The organism is Rhodobacteraceae bacterium Araon29 (assembly GCA_039640505.1).
Lineage (GTDB): Bacteria > Pseudomonadota > Alphaproteobacteria > Rhodobacterales > Rhodobacteraceae > CABZJG01.
The window spans coordinates 151,176-171,569 of sequence record CP046865.1; the positions used below are offsets into that span (position 1 = coordinate 151,176).

The 20,394-nt window shown below is 51.7% G+C and carries 16 protein-coding genes; 6 read left to right on the plus strand and 10 right to left on the minus strand.

What is annotated here, in order from left to right; genetic code table 11:
• Positions 1-9 precede the first annotated feature (9 nt).
• Together GN278_00685 and infB are read left to right on the plus strand one after the other, a co-directional pair.
• Entirely contained in the window at positions 10-651 is a 642-nt protein-coding gene (locus GN278_00685) for an RNA-binding protein (GenBank protein XAT59473.1), read from the plus strand.
• Positions 641-3,139: a translation initiation factor IF-2 gene (gene infB, locus GN278_00690; GenBank protein ID XAT59474.1), complete on the plus strand. Its 2,499-nt coding sequence runs from the start codon at positions 641-643 to the stop codon at positions 3,137-3,139. Before GN278_00685 ends, infB begins: the two co-directional genes overlap by 11 nt.
• A gap of 47 nt (positions 3,140-3,186) precedes the next feature.
• Here infB and mutT read toward each other — a convergent pair whose 3' ends face one another.
• From mutT to GN278_00705, 3 genes are read right to left on the minus strand one after another with little or no spacing between them, the layout of a single operon-like run.
• Complete coding sequence (gene mutT / locus GN278_00695; protein XAT59475.1) at positions 3,187-3,585, minus strand: 8-oxo-dGTP diphosphatase MutT; 399 nt, start codon at positions 3,583-3,585, stop codon at positions 3,187-3,189.
• Complete coding sequence (gene argJ, locus GN278_00700; GenBank protein ID XAT59476.1) at positions 3,582-4,814, minus strand: bifunctional glutamate N-acetyltransferase/amino-acid acetyltransferase ArgJ; 1,233 nt, start codon at positions 4,812-4,814, stop codon at positions 3,582-3,584. The genes mutT and argJ overlap by 4 nt, the downstream gene beginning before the upstream one ends.
• Positions 4,814-5,530, minus strand: coding sequence for a peptidylprolyl isomerase (locus GN278_00705; GenBank protein ID XAT62477.1), 717 nt, complete (start codon positions 5,528-5,530; stop codon positions 4,814-4,816). The genes argJ and GN278_00705 overlap by 1 nt, the downstream gene beginning before the upstream one ends.
• A gap of 306 nt (positions 5,531-5,836) precedes the next feature.
• Between GN278_00705 and secA the strand changes: the two genes are divergently transcribed.
• Entirely contained in the window at positions 5,837-8,524 is a 2,688-nt protein-coding gene (gene secA, locus GN278_00710) for a preprotein translocase subunit SecA (GenBank protein ID XAT59477.1), read from the plus strand.
• 49 nt (positions 8,525-8,573) lie between these two features.
• Here secA and GN278_00715 read toward each other — a convergent pair whose 3' ends face one another.
• Genes GN278_00715 through GN278_00740 form a run of 6 tightly spaced genes read right to left on the minus strand, consistent with a single transcriptional unit; the run spans position 8,574 to position 16,824 of the window.
• A complete protein-coding gene (locus GN278_00715) occupies positions 8,574-9,869 on the minus strand; it encodes a serine hydroxymethyltransferase (protein ID XAT59478.1) in 1,296 nt (431 codons plus the stop codon).
• Between the two features lie 30 nt (positions 9,870-9,899).
• Positions 9,900-12,542, minus strand: a complete 2,643-nt coding sequence (locus GN278_00720; GenBank protein XAT59479.1) for a phosphoenolpyruvate carboxylase — start codon at positions 12,540-12,542, stop codon at positions 9,900-9,902.
• A gap of 4 nt (positions 12,543-12,546) precedes the next feature.
• Complete coding sequence (locus tag GN278_00725) at positions 12,547-13,518, minus strand: D-glycerate dehydrogenase (protein XAT59480.1); 972 nt, start codon at positions 13,516-13,518, stop codon at positions 12,547-12,549.
• A 14-nt stretch (positions 13,519-13,532) separates the two neighbouring features.
• Positions 13,533-14,414, minus strand: a complete 882-nt coding sequence (gene sucD, locus GN278_00730; protein ID XAT59481.1) for a succinate--CoA ligase subunit alpha — start codon at positions 14,412-14,414, stop codon at positions 13,533-13,535.
• Positions 14,414-15,610, minus strand: a complete 1,197-nt coding sequence (locus GN278_00735; GenBank protein ID XAT59482.1) for a malate--CoA ligase subunit beta — start codon at positions 15,608-15,610, stop codon at positions 14,414-14,416. The genes sucD and GN278_00735 overlap by 1 nt, the downstream gene beginning before the upstream one ends.
• Before the next feature lie 23 nt (positions 15,611-15,633).
• Positions 15,634-16,824 (minus strand): aminotransferase class V-fold PLP-dependent enzyme, encoded by a 1,191-nt coding sequence (locus GN278_00740; protein XAT59483.1) that lies wholly within the window; start codon positions 16,822-16,824, stop codon positions 15,634-15,636.
• A 238-nt stretch (positions 16,825-17,062) separates the two neighbouring features.
• On the opposite strand from GN278_00740, the gene GN278_00745 reads away from it, so the two are divergent.
• From GN278_00745 to GN278_00755, 3 genes are all read left to right on the plus strand, one after another.
• A complete protein-coding gene (locus GN278_00745; protein XAT62478.1) occupies positions 17,063-17,662 on the plus strand; it encodes a response regulator in 600 nt (199 codons plus the stop codon).
• Between the two features lie 132 nt (positions 17,663-17,794).
• Entirely contained in the window at positions 17,795-18,772 is a 978-nt protein-coding gene (locus GN278_00750) for a CoA ester lyase (protein ID XAT59484.1), read from the plus strand.
• Between the two features lie 17 nt (positions 18,773-18,789).
• Entirely contained in the window at positions 18,790-20,055 is a 1,266-nt protein-coding gene (locus GN278_00755; GenBank protein XAT59485.1) for a DUF4147 domain-containing protein, read from the plus strand.
• Here the strand turns inward: GN278_00755 and trxA are convergent.
• Complete coding sequence (gene trxA, locus GN278_00760) at positions 20,047-20,367, minus strand: thioredoxin (protein ID XAT59486.1); 321 nt, start codon at positions 20,365-20,367, stop codon at positions 20,047-20,049. The genes GN278_00755 and trxA overlap by 9 nt on opposite strands.
• Positions 20,368-20,394: the final 27 nt, after the last annotated feature.

Sequence of the window (20,394 nt, forward strand, 5' to 3'; positions counted from 1 at the left end):
AGGAGCATCATGTCACGTACCGCGACAGAAAAAAAATCAGCACAGCAGCCTGAGCGTAAATGTATCGCGACTGGTGAAGTGCAGCCCAAGTATGGGCTTATTCGATTTGTCGTCGGACCGGATCAAATGGTGGTGCCTGATGTTCTAGAGAAGCTGCCCGGTCGGGGGATATGGGTTGCTGCAGATCGACAGGCTCTTGAAAAAGCATGTAAAACTGGATTATTTTCGCGCAGTGCCAAAACTGCAGTTAAACTTTCCGAGCACCTACTTGGGGATCTTGAACGGCAATTGGCGCGTCGTGTGGTCGATTTAATCAGTTTGGCACGCAAGTCCGGGCGCGCTGTAGCAGGTTATGAAAAAGTCAAAGACTGGTTGGTAAAAGATCAGGCGGAAGTTCTACTGCAGTCGAGTGATGGGTCCGAGCGTGGTAAGTCAAAATTAAGCACGCCCTATGGCGGGTCGTTCATTGGGTGGCTTACATCAGATGAACTTGGCACGGCATTTGGGCGACAAACTGTGATTCATTGTGCGCTTACGTCTGGCGGAATAACGCAGCGTGTAGTAAATGAGGCGCAAAGACTGAAAGGTCTGCGCGGAATTGACGGTGGCTCTGCCCCGTCCAGAAGGAAAAGACAGCTAGATGAGCGATAGTGACGGCAAAAAAACCTTGGGATTGCGCGGCGCTCCCCGCTCGGGGAACGTAAAGCAGAGCTTTAGCCATGGCCGAACGAAAAGTGTTGTGGTGGAAACCAAACGCAAACGCGTCGTGGTGCCGAAAGCCGGGGCGGCAAAACCGGCGGGCCCACAATCTGCTGGGGCGCCGTCTAAAAAACGGCCGGCGGGTATTTCAGACGCTGAAATGGATCGCCGTCTCAAAGCGGTACAAGCAGCTAAAGCGCGTGAATCCGAAGAATCGGCTAACCGTGCAGCACAAGATAAAGCGCGCGAAGAAGAGCGCGCTCGCCGTCGGTCCGAGCAAGAGGCAAAAGATCGCGAGCAACGCGAGGCTGAAGAACGGGCGCGCCAAAAATCCGAACAGGAAGAAAAAGAACGCAAGGACGCTGAAGAAAAAGCCAAACAGGCTGCCGCTGCTGCCAAAGTGGCCGAAACAGCGCCGCCACCAAAGAAAGAGGGCGAAATTACGCGCCCAACTGCAAAGCAGCCGCAAGCCCCAGCATCGCGCAAAAAAGATCGAGATAATGATCAAAACCGCCGCGGCAACAAAGGCCGTGATGATGGACGACGCTCGGGTAAGCTGACGCTCACTCAGGCACTTTCCGGCGACGGAGGGCGGCAGAAATCCATGGCTGCGATGAAGCGCAAGCAAGAGCGGGCGCGTCAAAAGGCTATGGGCGCGGTGCAAGAGCACGAAAAAGTGGTGCGTGAAGTCCAACTGCCTGAGGCCATTTTAGTTTCGGAATTGGCCAACCGCATGGCCGAACGAGTGGCAGAAGTTGTAAAATCACTAATGAATATGGGCATGATGGTTACCCAAAACCAAACCATTGATGCCGATACAGCCGAATTGATTATTGAAGAGTTTGGCCACAAAGTTGTACGGGTTTCGGACTCGGACGTCGAAGACGTGATCAACGAAATTGAAGACGACGAAACAGATCTCATAGCGCGACCACCGGTGATCACCATTATGGGCCATGTTGACCATGGTAAAACATCGCTTCTCGATGCAATCCGTAACACCAAAGTGGTTACTGGCGAAGCGGGCGGCATCACCCAGCATATTGGTGCCTATCAGGTTAAAACAGACGGCGGCGCCGTTTTGTCATTTTTGGACACCCCAGGCCATGCGGCCTTTACATCAATGCGCTCGCGCGGCGCTCAAGTGACCGATATTGTTGTGTTAGTGGTTGCAGCTGATGATGCCGTAATGCCGCAAACTGTTGAAGCGATTAACCACGCAAAAGCTGCTGAAGTGCCGGTGATTGTTGCGATTAACAAAATCGACAAGCCCGAAGCCAATCCGGACAAAGTTCGCACAGATTTGCTGCAACATGAAATAATCGTTGAAAAGCTTTCTGGTGAGGTGCAAGACGTCGAGGTTTCCGCCATTGATGGTCAGGGGCTGGATGAACTGCTTGAGGCCATTGCACTTCAGGCCGAAATCCTTGAGCTGAAAGCCAACCCAGATCGCGCCGCACAAGGTGCCGTGATCGAAGCCCAGCTGGATGTGGGCCGTGGGCCAGTGGCCACGGTTCTGGTTCAGAAAGGAACCTTAAACCAAGGCGACATTTTTGTTGTTGGTGAGCAATGGGGTAAAGTCCGAGCGTTGATTAACGATAAGGGCGAACGGATTAAAACCGCGGGCCCATCGGTTCCTGTCGAGGTTCTCGGACTGAACGGCACACCTGAAGCGGGTGATGTCCTCAATGTGGTGGATGCCGAAGCGCAAGCGCGTGAAATTGCCGATTACCGCGCAGATCTGGCCAAAGAAAAACGGGCCGCCGCTGGTGCAGCAACCACTTTGGAACAGCTGATGGCCAAGGCAAAAGAAGACGAAAATGTCTCGGAATTGCCCATATTGGTCAAAGCCGATGTGCAAGGTTCGGCCGAAGCCATCGTGCAAGCTATGGAAAAAATCGGCAATTCAGAAGTGCGCGTACGGGTACTACACTCTGGTGTGGGCGCGATTACGGAAACAGACATCGGTCTGGCCGAAGCCTCGGGCGCGCCAGTGATGGGCTTTAACGTGCGGGCCAATGCCTCGGCCCGTAATACGGCCAACCAGAAAAGTGTCGAGATTCGCTATTATTCGGTGATTTATGATCTGGTGGATGACGTAAAAGCAGCGGCCAGTGGTCTTTTAAGTGCAGAGATTCGCGAAACCTTTATCGGATATGCCAAGATCAAAGAGGTCTTCAAGGTCTCGGGTGTTGGCAAAGTGGCTGGCTGTCTGGTCACCGAGGGTGTTGCCCGGCGGAGTGCTGGTGTACGGCTTTTGCGTGATGATGTGGTGATCCATGAAGGCACGCTTAAGACACTCAAACGGTTCAAGGACGAGGTTCCAGAAGTGCAATCCGGTCAGGAATGCGGGATGGCTTTTGAGAATTACGATGATATCCGCGCTGACGATGTGATCGAAATTTTCGAGCGTCAAGAAGTCAAGCGGGTCCTCGACTAATCTAAAGCGGGTTTTAATTTGGCCCCATGCGCACACGGCGCTTGGGGTTAAAGCCAATCTCTTAAGATCGGAATAAGCGGTAGATCAGCCGCCGGCATTGGATATTTGGACAAATCCTTTGCCAGCACCCATTTCAATGACTGACCTTCTTTTGCCTGCACGATACCGGACCACTTCCGGCAGGCAAAAAGCGGCATTAGCAAATGAAAATCTTCATATTTGTGGCTGGCAAACGTCAGCGGTGCCAGACAGCTGTCCCAGGTTTCGATCCCCAGCTCTTCGTGCAACTCTCGGACCAGCGCGGCCTCAGGGGTTTCGCCCTTTTCCACTTTCCCGCCCGGAAACTCCCAAAGGCCAGCCATGGATTTACCTTTGGGCCTTTGGGCAAGTAGAACCCGGCCATCACGATCAATCAGCGCAACGGCAGAAACCAGTATCATTTTCATGAGCGGTAGTCCGCATTTATGGAGATATATCCATGGGTTAGATCACAGGTCCAAACCGTTGCCTGACCAGACCCAAGCGCCAGATCAACAGAGATTACCACCTCTTGGTTCAGCATATAGCCTGCCCCCTGCTCTTCGCTATAATCCGGCGATACCCAGCCGTTTTCTGCAACGGTGATGTCACCGAATTTTATCGTCAGCAAATCGCGTTCAGCGGCAGCGCCTGATTTGCCTATGGCCATCACGATACGGCCCCAATTTGGATCTTCACCAGCAATCGCAGTTTTGACCAAAGGTGAGTTGGCAATAGCCATAGCGTGGGTTTTAGCGTCCTGATCACTGAGAGCGCCAGTGACACGAACCTCGACAAATTTACTGGCGCCTTCGCCGTCGCGCACTACTTGGTGAGCCAGATCAAGCATTAACTTGTTTAAGCCATCTCGAAACCCGCCATGACGTGCAGTTATTTCAACCCCGCTTGCGCCGGTTGCTGCGATTAAAAGCGTATCAGAGGTTGAGGTATCACTGTCTACTGTGATTGCGTTAAACGTGGTTTCATTCAACTCAGATACCAGCGCCTGCAGATCCTGCTGGGTGATCTTGGCATCGGTAAAAAGATAAACCAGCATGGTCGCCATATCCGGGGCGATCATTCCCGAACCTTTGGCAATGCCGGCTATACTGACCGTTCCCTCTGGGGTTTGCACATTGCAATGCGCGCCTTTGGGATAGGTATCAGTGGTCATGATTGCCTGCGCCGCATCGGCAATTTTATCGGCGTGCAAACTGGTAACCAAGGTCGGCAATTGGGCTGTGATCCGTTCATGGGGCAACGGCTCACCAATCACGCCAGTGGAGGATGAAAACACGCGATCTTCTGGAATAGAAAGCTCGGATGCAACAGCGCTGGTGATAGCCTTTACAGCCTCTCCTCCGCTTTGCCCGGTAAAGGCGTTAGCATTGCCTGAGTTAACAAGGATTGCCGCCCCGCTCTCATGGGATGTATTGCCGATTTTACGTTGGCAATCCAGAACTGGCGCAGCGCGTGTGCTGGATCGGGTAAACACTCCGGCCACCGCCGTACCCGCCGCCAATTCAGCGAGCATAACATCATCACGCCCCTTATATTTTACCTCGGCGGCACTGCTGGCAAAGCGCACCCCGCCAATGGCTGGAAGCTTGGGAAATGCCTTGGGCGCCAGCGGCGACCGTTTTTCGCCCACTGCCATCACTCAGACATCAGCTCTGACTGTGAGATCACCGCAACACCAATGTCATCAACAGGCGTACGGTTAATCGTGGCCTGTTGGCGCAACTCTTCAATCTGGCCTTCAATGGCCGTACGTTGCAGCTCGGCGATAATTTCACTGCGCACCTCACCAAGTGCAGGGGCCGAAATTGCACGCGTATCGTTCAATTTGATAACATGCCAGCCAAAATCTGTTTTGACTGGGCTGGATATAGCCCCTTTTTCCATTGTAACTACGGCAGCTTCAAAGGGTGGAACCATCATCCCCAGCCCAAACCAACCAAGAGCGCCGCCACCTGGACCCGATGGCCCTGTTGAAAACTCTTTGGCCAATTCGACAAAATCAGCACCCGCCTGAAGTTTATCAATTAAATTAACGGCAGCCTCTTCGGTTTCTACCAAGATATGAGAGGCATCATACTCCATGCCCATGTCTGCATCCGCGTAACGGGCGTCATAGGAAGCTGCGATTTCGTCTTCTCCAATTGCTTGCGCGGATAGCTCTTCGACAGCTTGTGAGGCTTTCATTAGGCGGCGGTCATTTTCAAGGGTTAACCGAATTTCGCGACTATCTGTGTCTCCGATCAGATCGGCCAATAGGGTTTGTTGAATAAGCTGTTCCAAAATACCATCGAAAAGCTGTTCATTTGGAAGGTTTCGATATTGCTCTGGCAGGCCTTCACGCACTAAAATCATATGCCCGACAGTAATTTCTGTGCCGTTGACTGACGCGACCACAGTATCGGCTGATGGCTCGGCCTGCACAGCTGATGCGGTCACTGCACCAAGAATGATGGCTGCAAAGATTGAATTTCTTCGGTTTGTCACGGTATTTCCCCTTTAATTACTTGTCTTGCTTGGTCGCTAACGTTGACACTGTCGTACCAGCCGCTTACATCGCTAAAGGCAACTGCAGTGCCACGCTATAACTCCTATTGCCAGAGCGCGCGTAGGGCAAGACCAGGTTGCAATTTGTTGCACCATTTTAAGGATGGAGAGATCATGCTGGGGTTTGGAAAAATCGCCAAAAAGGTGTTTGGAACACCCAACGACCGGAAAATCAAATCCGTCCAATCAGTGGTCGAAACCATCAATAGTTTAGAGCTAGAGTTTGAAGCGCTCTCTGATCAGCAACTTATCGAAAAGACAGAAGAATTTCGTGAAAGGTTGCAAAAGGGCGCAGAGTTGGATGCGCTGCTGCCCGAGGCGTTTGCCAATTGCCGCGAAGCGGCCAAACGGGCTTTGGGGCTGCGGGCATTTGATGTCCAGCTGATCGGCGGTATGTTCCTGCATCAAGGCAATATTTCGGAAATGAAAACTGGAGAGGGAAAGACCCTTGTTGCAACCTTTCCAGCCTACCTGAACGCACTGACCGGCAAGGGTGTGCATATTGTGACCGTCAACGATTATCTGGCCAAACGTGACAGCGAATGGATGTCTAAAGTCTATAGCGCTCTTGGCCTGACAACGGGTGTTGTTTTCCCCAATCAGGTGGAGGCCGACAAACAAAAATCCTATGCCTGCGATGTGACCTATGCAACCAATAACGAGTTGGGTTTTGACTATTTGCGCGACAATATGAAAACTGATCTGTCGCAAATGTATCAAAAGCACCACTACTTTGCCATCGTCGATGAAGTCGACAGCATTTTGGTCGACGAAGCGCGGACACCACTGATTATTTCGGGCCAGGCGCAGGATCGATCAGAGCTTTATATTGAAATCAACAATGTGATCCCAGAGCTCCAAGACGAGCATTACACCCTTGACGAAAAAACCAGAAACACAAATTTTACCGACGAAGGCAATGATTTTCTGGAATCTACACTGCGTGCACGCGGTATCCTGCCCGAAAATCAGTCGCTTTATGACCCTGAAAGCACAACCATTGTCCACCACATAAATCAGGGCCTCAGCGCCCATAAACTCTTTAATCGGGACAAAGAATATATCGTTCGCAATAATGAAGTTGTGCTGATTGATGAGTTTACAGGCCGGATGATGGCCGGTCGGCGGCTGTCTGATGGGTTGCATCAAGCGATCGAAGCTAAAGAAGGCTGTGCGATTCAGCCGGAAAACGTCACATTGGCCAGTGTGACCTTTCAAAACTATTTCCGGCTTTATGACAAATTGGCAGGGATGACCGGCACCGCTGCCACAGAGGCAGAAGAGTTTTCCGAAATTTACAAGCTTGGGGTGGTTGAAGTTCCAACCAACCAAAACGTTGCGCGGATTGATGAAGATGATCAGGTCTATCGCACGGCAGAAGAGAAATACACCGCGATTGTCTCGGAAATAAAAACTGCAAATGGCAAAGGTCAGCCGGTTCTTGTTGGCACCACTTCGATTGATAAATCCGAAGCTCTGTCACAAATGCTAACAAAGGCTGAAATCACCCATAACGTTCTTAATGCGCGGCAGCATGAGCAAGAAGCCCAGATTGTGGGTGATGCGGGAAAACTGAATGCGGTGACCATTGCCACAAATATGGCGGGTCGGGGTACCGATATTCAGCTTGGCGGCAATGTCGAAATGAAAGTCCATGCCGCGCTTGCCGCTGAACCGGATGCCAACCCCGAAGAATTGCGGGCGAAAATTGAAGCTGAGCATGCTGGCGAAAAAGAGCAGGTTCTTGCAGCTGGTGGGCTGTATGTTCTTGCCACTGAGCGCCATGAAAGCCGGCGGATTGATAATCAGCTGCGTGGCCGGTCCGGACGGCAGGGCGATCCGGGACGTTCGTCATTCTTCCTTAGCTTAGAAGATGATCTGATGCGGATTTTTGGCTCTGAGAGGTTGGATAAAGTGCTCTCAAAGCTGGGCATGAAAGACGGTGAAGCTATTGTGCACCCTTGGGTCAATAAATCGCTTGAGCGTGCGCAGGCAAAAGTCGAAGGGCGCAACTTTGATATTCGCAAACAGTTGTTAAAATTTGATGATGTGATGAACGATCAGCGTAAGGCCATTTTTGGTCAGCGCCTGGATATCCTTGAAGCCGATGATCTGGCCGATGTGGTTCAGGATATGCGGCATGACATCATTGATGATTTGGTCACCACGCATATGCCGCCTAAATCCTATGCCGATCAATGGGACTCAGAGGGGCTTTACGCGGCGGTTCTTGAACATCTAAACGTGGATGTTCCAGTGGTTGAGTGGGCTGATGAAGAAGGTACAGATGACGAAACCATTCGTGAAAAGCTGGAAAATGCTGCCGATCAGATGATGGCGGAAAAGGCTGTTGCCTTTGGTCCCGACACCATGCGTCAGGTGGAAAAACAGATTCTATTGCAAACCATTGACCGCAAATGGCGTGAACATCTGATCACATTGGAACATCTTCGCAGTGTTGTTGGATTCCGCGGATATGCCCAGCGCGATCCCTTGAACGAATATAAATCAGAAGCCTTTCAATTGTTTGAGGCTTTGCTGGATGGATTGCGGGTTGATGTCACCAAGCAGCTGTCACAAGTGCGCCCGATAAGCGAAGAAGAGCAGCGCGCAATGATGCAGCAGATGATCGCGCAGCAGCAGGCCGCCCAGCAATCGCAAACGGCCAGCGAAACGAGTGGTAAAACCGATGGGCCTAAGTTTGATGAAAATGACCGTGCCACTTGGGGTAACCCCGGGCGCAATGATCCTTGTCCTTGTGGATCAGGCAAAAAGTTCAAACACTGTCATGGGCGGCTGTAACCTAAACTACTGCACCGAACTCAGCTAAACCCACTATAGGTTTCCCCGCTTACAAATCTGGATACATTGGGAATTGTTGGCACATGGCTTCGACCTGTGTTTTGACGTTTTGCTCGACGCTTGCATTTCCGTCCTCGCCGTTTTGGGCCAGCCCGTCGACCACCTCGGTGATCCAGTCTGCGATCTGGCGGAACTCGGGCTCTGCAAAGCCGCGGGTGGTGCCTGCGGGCGAGCCAAGCCGGATGCCCGATGTGACCATCGGCTTTTCGGGATCGAACGGCACGCCGTTTTTATTGCAGGTGATATGCGCCCGCCCCAGCGCCTTTTCGGTGGCATTGCCCTTGACCCCTTTGGGCCGTAGATCCACCAGCACCACATGGGTGTCGGTGCCATGGGTGACCGTATCGAGCCCGCCTTTGATCAGCTGATCCGACAGCGCTTTGGCATTGGTGATCACCTGCTGGATATAGGTTTTGAACTCGGGCCGCAGCGCTTCGCCAAAGGCTACCGCCTTGGCGGCGATCACATGCATCAGCGGGCCGCCCTGAATGCCGGGGAAAATCGCCGAATTGAATTTCTTGGCCAGCGCTTCGTCATTGGTTAGGATCATTCCGCCGCGCGGGCCGCGCAGTGTCTTATGGGTGGTGGTGGTGGCCACATGGGCATGGGGGAAGGGCGAGGGATGCTCGCCGGCGGCCACAAGCCCGGCAAAATGCGCCATATCCACATGCAGATAGGCACCGACCGTATCTGCGATCTCGCGCATGCGGGCAAAGTTGATCTGCCGCGGCACCGCAGAGCCGCCGGCGATGATCAGCTTTGGCTTATGCTCGGCGGCCAGCGCGGCCACTTCATCATAATCAATCAGGTTGTCCTGTTTGCGCACGCCGTATTGCACCGCGTTGAACCATTTGCCCGACTGGTTGGGCCGCGCCCCATGGGTCAGATGGCCGCCCGCATCCAGCGACATGCCCAAAATGGTATCGCCCGGTTGCAGCAGTGCCTGAAACACGCCTTGGTTGGCCTGTGAGCCCGAGTTGGGCTGCACATTGGCAAAGCCGCAGCCAAACAGCGTGCAGGCGCGTGAGATGGCCAGATCTTCGGCAATATCAACAAATTGGCAGCCGCCATAATAGCGCCGGCCGGAATAGCCTTCTGCGTATTTATTGGTCATCACGCTGCCTTGGGCTTCCAGCACTGCCGCCGAGACGATGTTTTCCGAGGCAATTAGCTCGATTTCATCGCGCTGCCGGCCCAGCTCGGCCCCGATGGCGGCAAATATCTCAGGATCACGCTCGCCAAGCGCCTGCGTGAAAAACCCGTCCGTTCCTAAATTCGCTGTCATTGCTCGATCTCCATTTTTGGTTTGGTGCGGTTATCCTGTCCACCCCAGACCGGTCGAAATTGAATTCATTGATTGCAAAAGCGGGATCGAAACTGATGATGGCTGCGCTGTTGCACGCGCTTGACGCAACAGCTCAACTTGTAATTTATGAACCCGTTCAAGGTCTGGCGCAATTTTACAAAACCTGTCTTTCAGTCCCGGAAATCGATCCGCAAGCGCGTGTGATCCGGTTAGGAACAAAACGCCTTCGCAGGCCAATTTATATTCTACTTGAATTTTGCCAAACACCGTTTCGCGGACATCAGCATCGTGCACCAGCGTTGCGTAGTCAGCTGCGATGTCGATATCCGTTTGAAAGAGAGATTTTTCCACTTCATCAACGATTAGTCGAAACAGTTTGGCATGGTCAAACATTTGTCGAAGTGTGCCATCACCCTGCTCACCCCGAAAACGCCGAAAGGCAGAAATAGCGGTGCCGAAACCATACCATCCGGTGATTAAATGACGATTTTGGGACCATGCAAAAACCCATGGTATGGCGCGCAGATCACTGAGCGAAGCGGCCCCGAAGCGGCGCGCTGGGCGCGAGCCTATCTTAAGCATCGCGAGCTCTTCCACAGGACTTGCTTGTTGAAAATAGTCGATAAAACCCGGTGTTTCCAAAAGATCAGAATAGGTTGTTTGTGACAGTCCCGACAGCGCATCAAAGGCATCGGTGACCGCAGGATCGGCCAGGCTATCGCCTGTATTTGAGCTGTGACAGAAAGTGCTGGAGGCCAACAGTTCTAGATGTGCAGCTGCAGTACTGACATTTGAATAATTGGCTGACACCACCTCACCCTGTTCTGTCAAACGCAATTGACCATGCACGGTGTTGGGGGGTTGCGCTGCGATGGCGCGATCGGTGGGGGCACCGCCACGGCTGACTGAGCCGCCACGACCGTGAAAAAAGATCGGCTGAAAACCCTGTGATTGCAGCGCCCGCATAATCTTTCGCTGGGCTTGATCCAGTTCCCAGATCGAACATAAAAATCCGCCGTCTTTGTTGCTGTCGGAATAGCCGAGCATAATCTCAATTGTTTGCCCGCCCACCTTTAGGTTGCGCCGAGCCAGCGGTACTTGTAGCAGTGCTGTTAAAATGTCGGGCGCTGCGCGCAGATCTTCTATGGTTTCAAACAATGGGACAACGGTGATATCAATGGTTTCTGCCCCAAAGCCAGCGTAGCGGGCCAACAGATAAACCCCCAAAAGATCATCGGTTGAGCGGGTCATGGATAAGATAAAGGGCCCGATGGCCGCTGGATCTGCACTGCGCCGAGCGCTTTTCATCAGGCTGAATACATCTAAAAGCTCAACAGCTTGCGGGCTTAATTTGTGACGCTCAACAGCTTTAAGATCTGTCGTCACCAATTCAGTGCGCAGCCGCTCTGACCACTCTCGGCTGCCATATTCAGGCGCTGTTAGTCCTGTCTGATTTTTCCAAACCTCTGCCAAAACGTCTGTTGTGACCGTCGAGTTCTGCCGGATGTCGAGGGTAAATACGCGAAATCCAAACACCTGAGACCGCCATTTGATAGGCCGGATGTAAAGCGAGGACAGCTTTTCTGCACCGATAGACAGCAGCGCGTTTTCGATCTGACCCAAATCCGAGATAAAATCGTCTATATGGTCATAACTGCCGTTTTCTAACCGGTGGATTATAGAGCTAAGCGCTTGCCGGAACATTTCGTTTGCATTGTTCGCTTGCAAACCGCGCGCACAAATAAGCTTTGATAAACCTGCTGCGATTTCATCATTTAAAGGGGTGATTTTATGACTAATACTAAGGCGCGCGGCGGCTTTACGCAGCAAGCCGGTATAACAAGCGATAATATCAGCCTTGGCATTTTGCAGCGCCAAGGCGGTCATTTTAGCGGTTACATTGGGGTTTCCGTCCCGATCACCACCGATCCATGAATGAAACTTGATGCAGGGGGTGATATTGTCTAGCCCGCCAAAGACAAGGTCTGCGGCCTGCTCAAAGCGCTCAAACACCTCAGGTATGGCGTCAAAAATACTATCGCGGAAAAACTGCAACCCCCATTTAATTTCATCTTCAAGGGCGGGCCGTTCAAGCCGCAATTCTCCGGTCATCCACAACAGGTCAATTTCGGCCTCAATTTCAGCAAGGCATTTGTTTTGGTTGCGCGAAGTGGGCTGCTGTGGGTCAAAGGCAAACAAATTAGCGTGTAGTCGGCGGTGAATTTCCAAAACCGTGACCCGTTTGGCATCAGTGGGATGTGCAGTAAGCGTTGGGCCGACAGACAGCTTAGAGAGCATGGTTTTGATTGCATCCACGTCCAAGCGTGAGCGACTAAGGCTTTGGGCAAAGCTGTTATCGAGTTCTTTCTCGCCATAATCGTTTTCAATTTGCTGGCGGCGACGCATATGCCTAATTTTTTTGGTAATTTTCAGCAATTGGAACCAGATGTTTAAAGCCTGTAGATAGGGAATTGCCGCGCTACCTGCAGGGATCGCCGCCTGGGAGGAGGTGACGGTCATCCAAGACGCGACTTGAGGTGCGCGCTTGGCAAGTATGTTCCGCAGTAATTCAAACAGCAAACGATCTAAGTCATCGTCTAACGCAGCCCGGACTTGGGTCTTTTCATATGCTTGGGGATGTGCTGCAGACATTGTCTTAGATCACCCGATCACGTGGTGCACGGCCCCCGAAAAAATCAGCAAGATTTTCCACGACCCGAAAGCCCATGGCTTCACGAGTTGTGCGGGTGGCGCTTCCAAGATGGGGCAACATTACCAAATTATCACAGCCCATAAGATCAGGGCTGATGTTGGGCTCGCCGTCAAAGACATCTAGCGCTGCGCCGCCAATAGTATCGAACCAAAGCGCGCGGGCCAGATCATGTTCATTGATGACCTCACCGCGGGCGGTGTTGATTAAGAACGCATCTGGCTTCATCAAATTGAGCCGAGCAGCATTAATGAGATGGCGGTTGGTCGCTCCGCCGGGGCAGTGAAGCGATACAAAATCGCAAAGTGGTAATAAATCCTCGATGGTGTCGACTTGGGTGGCGCTGCATTGGGCCAATAAATCCGGGTTTACCGCAGAGCGGCTTTGGACAATAATCTTCATTCCAAAACCATGATGTGCCCGGCGCGCCACTTCCTGACCGATGCGTCCATAGCCGATAATTCCCAATGTTTTGCCCGATACTTTGGTGCCGACAAGATGGGTCGGCCGCCACCCTGTCCATTTGCCCTCTCGGATTTCGCGCTCTCCATCCCCGGCGCGCCGGGCAACCATCAGCATCAAGGTCATTGCCAAATCGGCTGTGCACTCCGACAGCACATCAGGCGTATTGGTAACCATGATATCAAGGCCTTTGGCCGCTGCTGCATCAATGTGGCTATAGCCGACCCCATAGTTGGCAAAGATTTTTGTCTGGGCTTTTGGAACATCCATAGCATCAGCGTTGATCAGGTCGGTAACAGTTGGTAGCACCGCATCATACACCGTCAGCGCGGCGCGAAATTCGCATGGCGTGAGGGGTTTATCGTGGGTGTTTAAGACCACATCATATTGATCCTGAAGCTGGGCTTCGACTGCCGCCGGCCAGCGCCGAGTGACAAGAACACGGGGTTTTGCCATGATAGACCTCGCTTTTATTGCATCACGTTGGCAATTGTTTCGCCAATCACCGCAGGATTTTCGGCGACGGTTACGCCTGCTGCATTTAGGATTTCCACCTTTTCCGACGCGCTTTCACCAAAGGCCGATATGATGGCTCCGGCGTGGCCCATGGTGCGACCTTTCGGGGCGGTTAAACCGGCGACATAGGCGACCACTGGCTTGCTAATATGATCGCTGATATAAGCGGCAGCCTCGGCTTCCTGTGGGCCGCCGATTTCACCGATCATGGCAATAAGATGGGTTTCATCATCCTCTTCGAAGCGTGCTAGAATATCTTTAAAGGATGAACCATTAATCGGGTCGCCACCAATGCCAACCGATGTTGAAACACCAATGCCTTTTTCTTTCAGTTGGGCAGCGGCTTCGTAGCCTAAAGTGCCCGAACGCCCGACAATGCCTACATTTCCCTGCAAATAGATATGGCCAGGCATAATCCCCAATAGCGCTTTGCCCGGGCTGATTGTGCCGGCGCAGTTCGGTCCAGTTAGAACCATGCGCTTTTCTTTTGGATAACGCATCATATAACGTTTCACTTGTATCATGTCCTGCGCAGGTATGCCGTCAGTGATACAAACGCAGTACTGAATTCCGGCATCTGCGGCCTCCATAATGCTATCTGCGGCAAAGGGTGGCGGCACAAATACCAAACTTGCAGTGGCTCCGGTTTCAGATACAGCATCTTTCACGGTGTTAAAGACTGGCACGCCTTCGACTGTTTCACCGCCTTTTCCGGGAACCACACCGGCCACCACATTGGTGCCGTATTCCAACATATCCTTGGTGTGAAAGCGGGCCATTCTGCCGGTGATGCCTTGAACGATGACAGGGGTATCGCGATTTATAAAAATACTCATTAGACCGCCCTCACTCTGGTGGCTTGCTTTAAATCATTTGACCAAGCGCCAACCGCGCGCTCTGCAGCTTCCATCAAGGTGGTGGCGCGAATAATGGGCAATCCGGACTGCGCCAGAATGCGCTGGCCCTCTTGCACGTTTGTGCCTGCAAGCCGGACCACCACGGGGACGTCAATCTGAACTTCTTTAAGGGCTTGTACCACGCCTTCGGCCACCCAATCGCAACGGTTGATCCCAGCGAAGATATTAACCAAAACTGCCTGCACATTTTGGTCTGACATCACCAAGCGAAAGGCTTTGGCCACGCGCTCGGGGGTTGCACCGCCGCCAATATCAAGAAAGTTGGCAGGCTCACCACCAGCCAGTTTGATGGTGTCCATCGTGGCCATGGCAAGGCCAGCGCCGTTGACGATGCAGCCTATGTTTCCTTCTAGTCCAACATAGGACAATCCCCGGTCGGCAGCCCGGCTTTCGCGTGGATCTTCTTGGCTTTTGTCGCGCAGCTCGGAAATTTGTGGGTGGCGAAACAATGCATTGTCATCAAATGTCATTTTCGCGTCCAGCGCCAAAATCCGGCCATCGCCGGTGATCACAAGGGGATTAAGCTCAACCATTGTCGCATCCAGATCGCGAAAGGCGCGATAGCATCCTTTCAATGTGCGCACCATTTGCTGCACCAAGGGTGGTTCAATCCCCAATGCAAATGAAATTTCGCGGGCTTGAAATTCTTGCAGACCCACAGCCGGTTCAACTGTTGAGCGTACGATGCTATCTGGCTTTTCGACTGAGATGTCTTCGATTTCCATGCCGCCTTCCTTACTGGCAACAATCATCACGCGCTGGCTAGATCTATCGAGCACCAAACCAAGATAGATTTCGCGCTCAATTGGTACGGCGGCTTCGACATAAACCCGATAGATGCCTTTGCCCTGCGGGCCGGTTTGATGGGTGACCAGCTTTTTGCCAAACATGTTTTCACAGGCAGCTTGAATTTCATGATCAGATTTGCACAGTTTCACGCCGCCAGCTTTGCCGCGTCCGCCAGCATGTACCTGCGCTTTGACCACCCAGCTATCGCCGCCCAACTCGCGGGCGCGGTAAGCGGCTTGCTCTGGGCTATATGCCAGTGCGCCGGGCGCTATGGTGACGCCAAAGTTCGAAAGGACATCTTTCGCCTGATATTCGTGAATATCCATAGTATGCTTCCTTCTGTCAGGCGTTACTGTGCAGCAATTGCCGATAGATTTTGGTTCAGACGGTAAAACTCTTGTGCTGCGGCAACGCCGCTTCCTGCTTCGACGGGTAATCCTTGGTCGCGCATTGCCATCTCGGAACCGGCGATTGCACTCATGAGCATTAATTCGTTAAGATCACCCAAGTGGCCAATCCGGAAAACCTTACCGGCCACCACCGAAAGACCTGCCCCAAGGCTAAGGCCATAATTGTGATAGGCGCGGCCGATCACGGCATTGGCATCAAAACCCTCTGGTACCACGATTGCAGTGACAGTATCGGAATACCATTCAGGCCCTTTGGCACAAATCTCAAGTCCCCAAGCGGCAACAGCGCGGCGCACACCTTCGGCGAGAAAGTTATGACGGGCAAAAATATTATCCAAACCTTCACAAAGCATCCGATCAACAGAAGCCCGCAATCCGCGCAGCAGTGTCATTGGAGGCGTATAGGGAAAATACCCGGTGGCATTGGTGGCAATCATATCTTTGAAATCAAAATAGCAACGGTACATCGTTGCAGTTTTTGACGCCTCTAGGGCGCGTTGGCTGGCGGCCATGATGGCGAGACCTGCCGGTAGCATAAAGCCCTTTTGAGAGCCGGATACAGCCAAATCCACGCCCCACTCGTCCATGCGAAAATCCACTGAGCCGATCGAACTTACACCATCTACATAAAGCAATGCCGGGTGCCCGGCGGCATCCATAGCTGTGCGTAGCGCCGCGATGTCTGACTGAACGCCGGTGGCCGTTTCGTTTTGGGTAGCCAGAACGGCTTTGATTTTGTGCTGAGTATCCGCGGCAAGAATATCGGCAAACACGGAAATCGGAACACCGGTGCCCCAGTCGCATTCAACAACCTGAACGTCCAGACCAAGCCGTTGGCACAAATCAATCCACAAATGTGAAAACTGGCCAAAGCGTGCGGCCAAAACCTTGTCTCCTGGGCTAATGGTGTTGGTGATGGCCGCTTCCCATCCGCCAGTGCCAGAGGCTGGAAATAAAAATACCTGACCGGTCTCGGTTTTGAATATTTTTTTCAAATCAGCAAACAGAGGAAGCGTAAAGGCCGGAAGATCTGGTGCGCGGTGATCTTCCATCGGCACATCAATGGCACGGCGAATATCATCAGGAACATTTGTTGGTCCCGGAACAAATAAACTTTTGGTGCCCGCCATGGTTTTCTCCCTCAACGATGAAACAGATTCGATTAATAGGATCACTCAATTACAGATCGACAAATCGCACAACATCGGTTACTACTGCTTTTGGGTATCTATTTAGGTAGTAAGTTTCCCATACTTTATGGTAGAATTTCTCAAATAGCCTTGGTTATGACCCACCTAAATGGGTAGTAAATGCGGATATTGCGAGAAAATACAGATGCTTACCAAAGACGATGATCCGATCAATGTCATGCTGGCCGACAGTAATCCGCTGGTTTTGTCGGCGATGTCCGAAATTTTCGAGAGAGATGCGCGATTTTCATTGGTTGCCACATCGGCAACGGCTGAGGGTTTTCTCGGGATGGCGATGCGGGTTCCGGTTGATATTGGTGTGATCGATTGGAATTTGCCGGTTCTTGGCGGTGCGAAGCTCATCGAGGTTCTGCGAGAGCAGGAAAGCGCACCAAAGCTTGTTGTTTACGGCGACCATCTGTCAGATTTGCCTCGACTGGCGATGACTGCGGGTGCTGCAGCCTTTGCACCGCGTTCGGGCGAAATAGATGGATTACTGTCCACCTGCATTGATGTGGCACAGGGCAAAATGGTGTTTCCATTTCTGGATGTGCGTGAGTTGCAGCAGGACCCGATCCACCAACTGTCGCGGCGCGAGCGGGTGATGCTTGAAGCCCTATCAAAAGGGCTCACCAACCGTGAGCTTGCCAAAGAACTAGATATCTCGATCAACACGGTGAAATTTCACCTCTCGAATCTATTTGAAAAACTCTCGGTTCGAAACCGTGCTCAGGCGATTGCATTTTTCTATTCATCACGCTTGCCGGGAGAAAATTGAAACCCTAAACCTTCACGAAATAAATTTTCAAAAACTAATTCAATTTCGAAATAATATTGCTTGACAATGGGCCAATATTTGTAATTTGTCTGTTCGCCATATCGCAGGACCAAAATAAAAGGAGTGGTCAAAATGAGTTTTCATCCCGTTGAGCAAGCCCCCGGACGGCTAAATCGAAGCGAATTGGCAGTGCCCGGCAGCCAGCCGCAAATGTTTGAAAAGGCGGCAAAATCTGATGCTGATGTAATCTTTTTAGATCTTGAGGACGCAGTCGCGCCAGATGAAAAATTACAGGCGCGAAAAAACATAATTAAAGCACTCAACGACATTGATTGGGGCAACAAATCCATGTCCATTCGAATCAATGGGTTGGACACGCATTACATGTACCGCGATGTTGTCGACATTATCGAACAGGCGGGCGAGCGGCTAGATTTGATCATGATACCCAAAGTGGGAACCGCTGCGGATGTCTATGCAGTGGACATGATGGTGACCCAAATTGAGGACGCAAAAGGCTACAAAAAACGCATCGGTTTTGAGCACATTATCGAAACCGCTTTGGGCATGCAAAATGTGACTGAAATTGCCGCGGCATCTAAACGAAATGAAAGCCTGCATTTCGGGGTTGCGGACTATGCCGCATCGACCCGCGCACGCACGACGATTATTGGCGGTGTGAATCCCGACTATTCGGTTTTGACCGATCCGGCCGAGGACGGAAGTCGAGATATCCATTGGGGCGATATGTGGCACTACGCGCTGGCCAGAATGGTGGTTGCCGCACGCGCCAATGGGCTGCGCCCCATTGATGGGCCGTTCGGCGATTTTTCCGATCCAGATGGCTACCGCGCAGCCGCAAAACGGGCTGCCGTCCTAGGCTGTGAAGGCAAATGGGCCATTCACCCAAGTCAGGTCAATTTGGCGAACGAAGTCATGAGCCCATCAGAGGGTGAAGTGGATCGCGCAAACCGGATATTAAGCGCTATGGCGGATGCCGAAGCAGCTGGAAAAGGCGCAGTTTCTCTTGAAGGCCGATTGATCGACTATGCTTCTATTCGGCAGGCCGAAGTGTTAATAGAAAAAGTAAAACAGATAGAATCAGCATAAATATAATCAACAATTTGATGACACAGCAACGGCTCTTCGCGCGATCACTTTTCGACCATGCAATTCAGGCAGCAGAGCCTGCAAGCGCGGTGCAGCGTTCATTGAGCGCGGCGCCTCTTCCAGCTTTGCCAGACGGTCGGTTAATCTTGATTGCCGTAGGTAAAGCTGCCTGTGCAATGATTGAAGAAGCGATGGATCACGCGCCGCAAAGTGCAACTGTTCAAGCCATTGCAGTCACAAATTACGAAAATGCGCGCCCAATAGAAGGCTGTGAGGTAATTGCCGCAGGTCATCCGGTTCCCGATGAAAATGGATTAAAGGCGTCAGAGCGAATAACCGAGATCCTAACAAAGGCGGGGTCTTCAGATTTCATTCTAACGTTAATCTCTGGCGGTGGATCTGCACTTTTACCATCTCCTATTGATGGCATTACACTGCAAGATAAAATCAAAACCAATGAACTTTTGCTTAGCAATGGTTACGAAATTGGGGAAATGAATTTAATCCGGCAGCAGTTATCACGCTTAAAAGGCGGAGGGATGACGTGTTTGGCATCACCCGCGCCTGTGCGATCTCTAATCATTTCTGATGTCATTGGCGATGATTTGCGTGTAATTGCAAGTGGCCCAACTGTATCACCTATTGGCACAGCCGAGCAGGCCGCCAAACTGCTGCGCTCACGCGGACATTTTGACAAGCTTCCAAAAAATGTTCAGCGGCATTTAAATAACGGTACCTCTAAGAATTCTGATACGCTGCAACAGGTCCAAAATCAGCTTATTTGTTCAAATTTGTATAGTCTAAATGCGATGCACGCAGCAGCAGACAATTGGAATCCCCAATTAGTGTCTGATAATTTGCAAGGAAACGTTAAAGAGGCCTCATTAGAGATAGCAAATTTCATCAAAGGACAAAAACCCAACGGCCCTAAAGTATTTTTATGGGGCGGCGAAACAACGGTTAATGTTTCTGGGTCTGGTCGCGGCGGTCGCAATCAGGAATTAGCACTAAGGGTTGCACTAAATCTAAAAAGCATGCCTGGAAATTGGGTATTCCTAAGCGGAGGCACCGATGGGCGCGATGGGCCCACTGATGCCGCTGGTGGGCTAGTGGACGCAAAAACCCCTGAACGAATCCTGACGGCAGGTGGAGACATCACAAAATTATTGTACAACAGCGATAGTTACCACGCCCTGTCCTTGGCAAATGACCTACTCATCACCGGCGCTACCGGAACAAATGTGGCGGATGTTCAAATATTTGTCACAAGTGGATTAAATTGAGTCTTGTATCCAGCTTTGCAAGGCTGCCTTCGGCGCCGCCCCTGCACGATTAGAAATCACCTGACCATCTTTGAAGATAAAAAGAGCGGGAATTCCGCGAACACCCATCGCTGCGGGTGAATTAGGGTTGTTATCTACATCCACTTTGACGACTTTAATCTGCCCTTCCATTTCATTGGACAGCTCTTCCAGTGCTGGACCGATTTGCTTGCAGGGACCACACCATTCTGCCCAAAAATCGACCACAACAGGAATGTCTGAGTTTTTTACTTCTGCGTCAAAAGTTTCATCTGTTACAGCTACTGTCGCCATTTTTTTCTCCTATCGTGACCTGCTCGC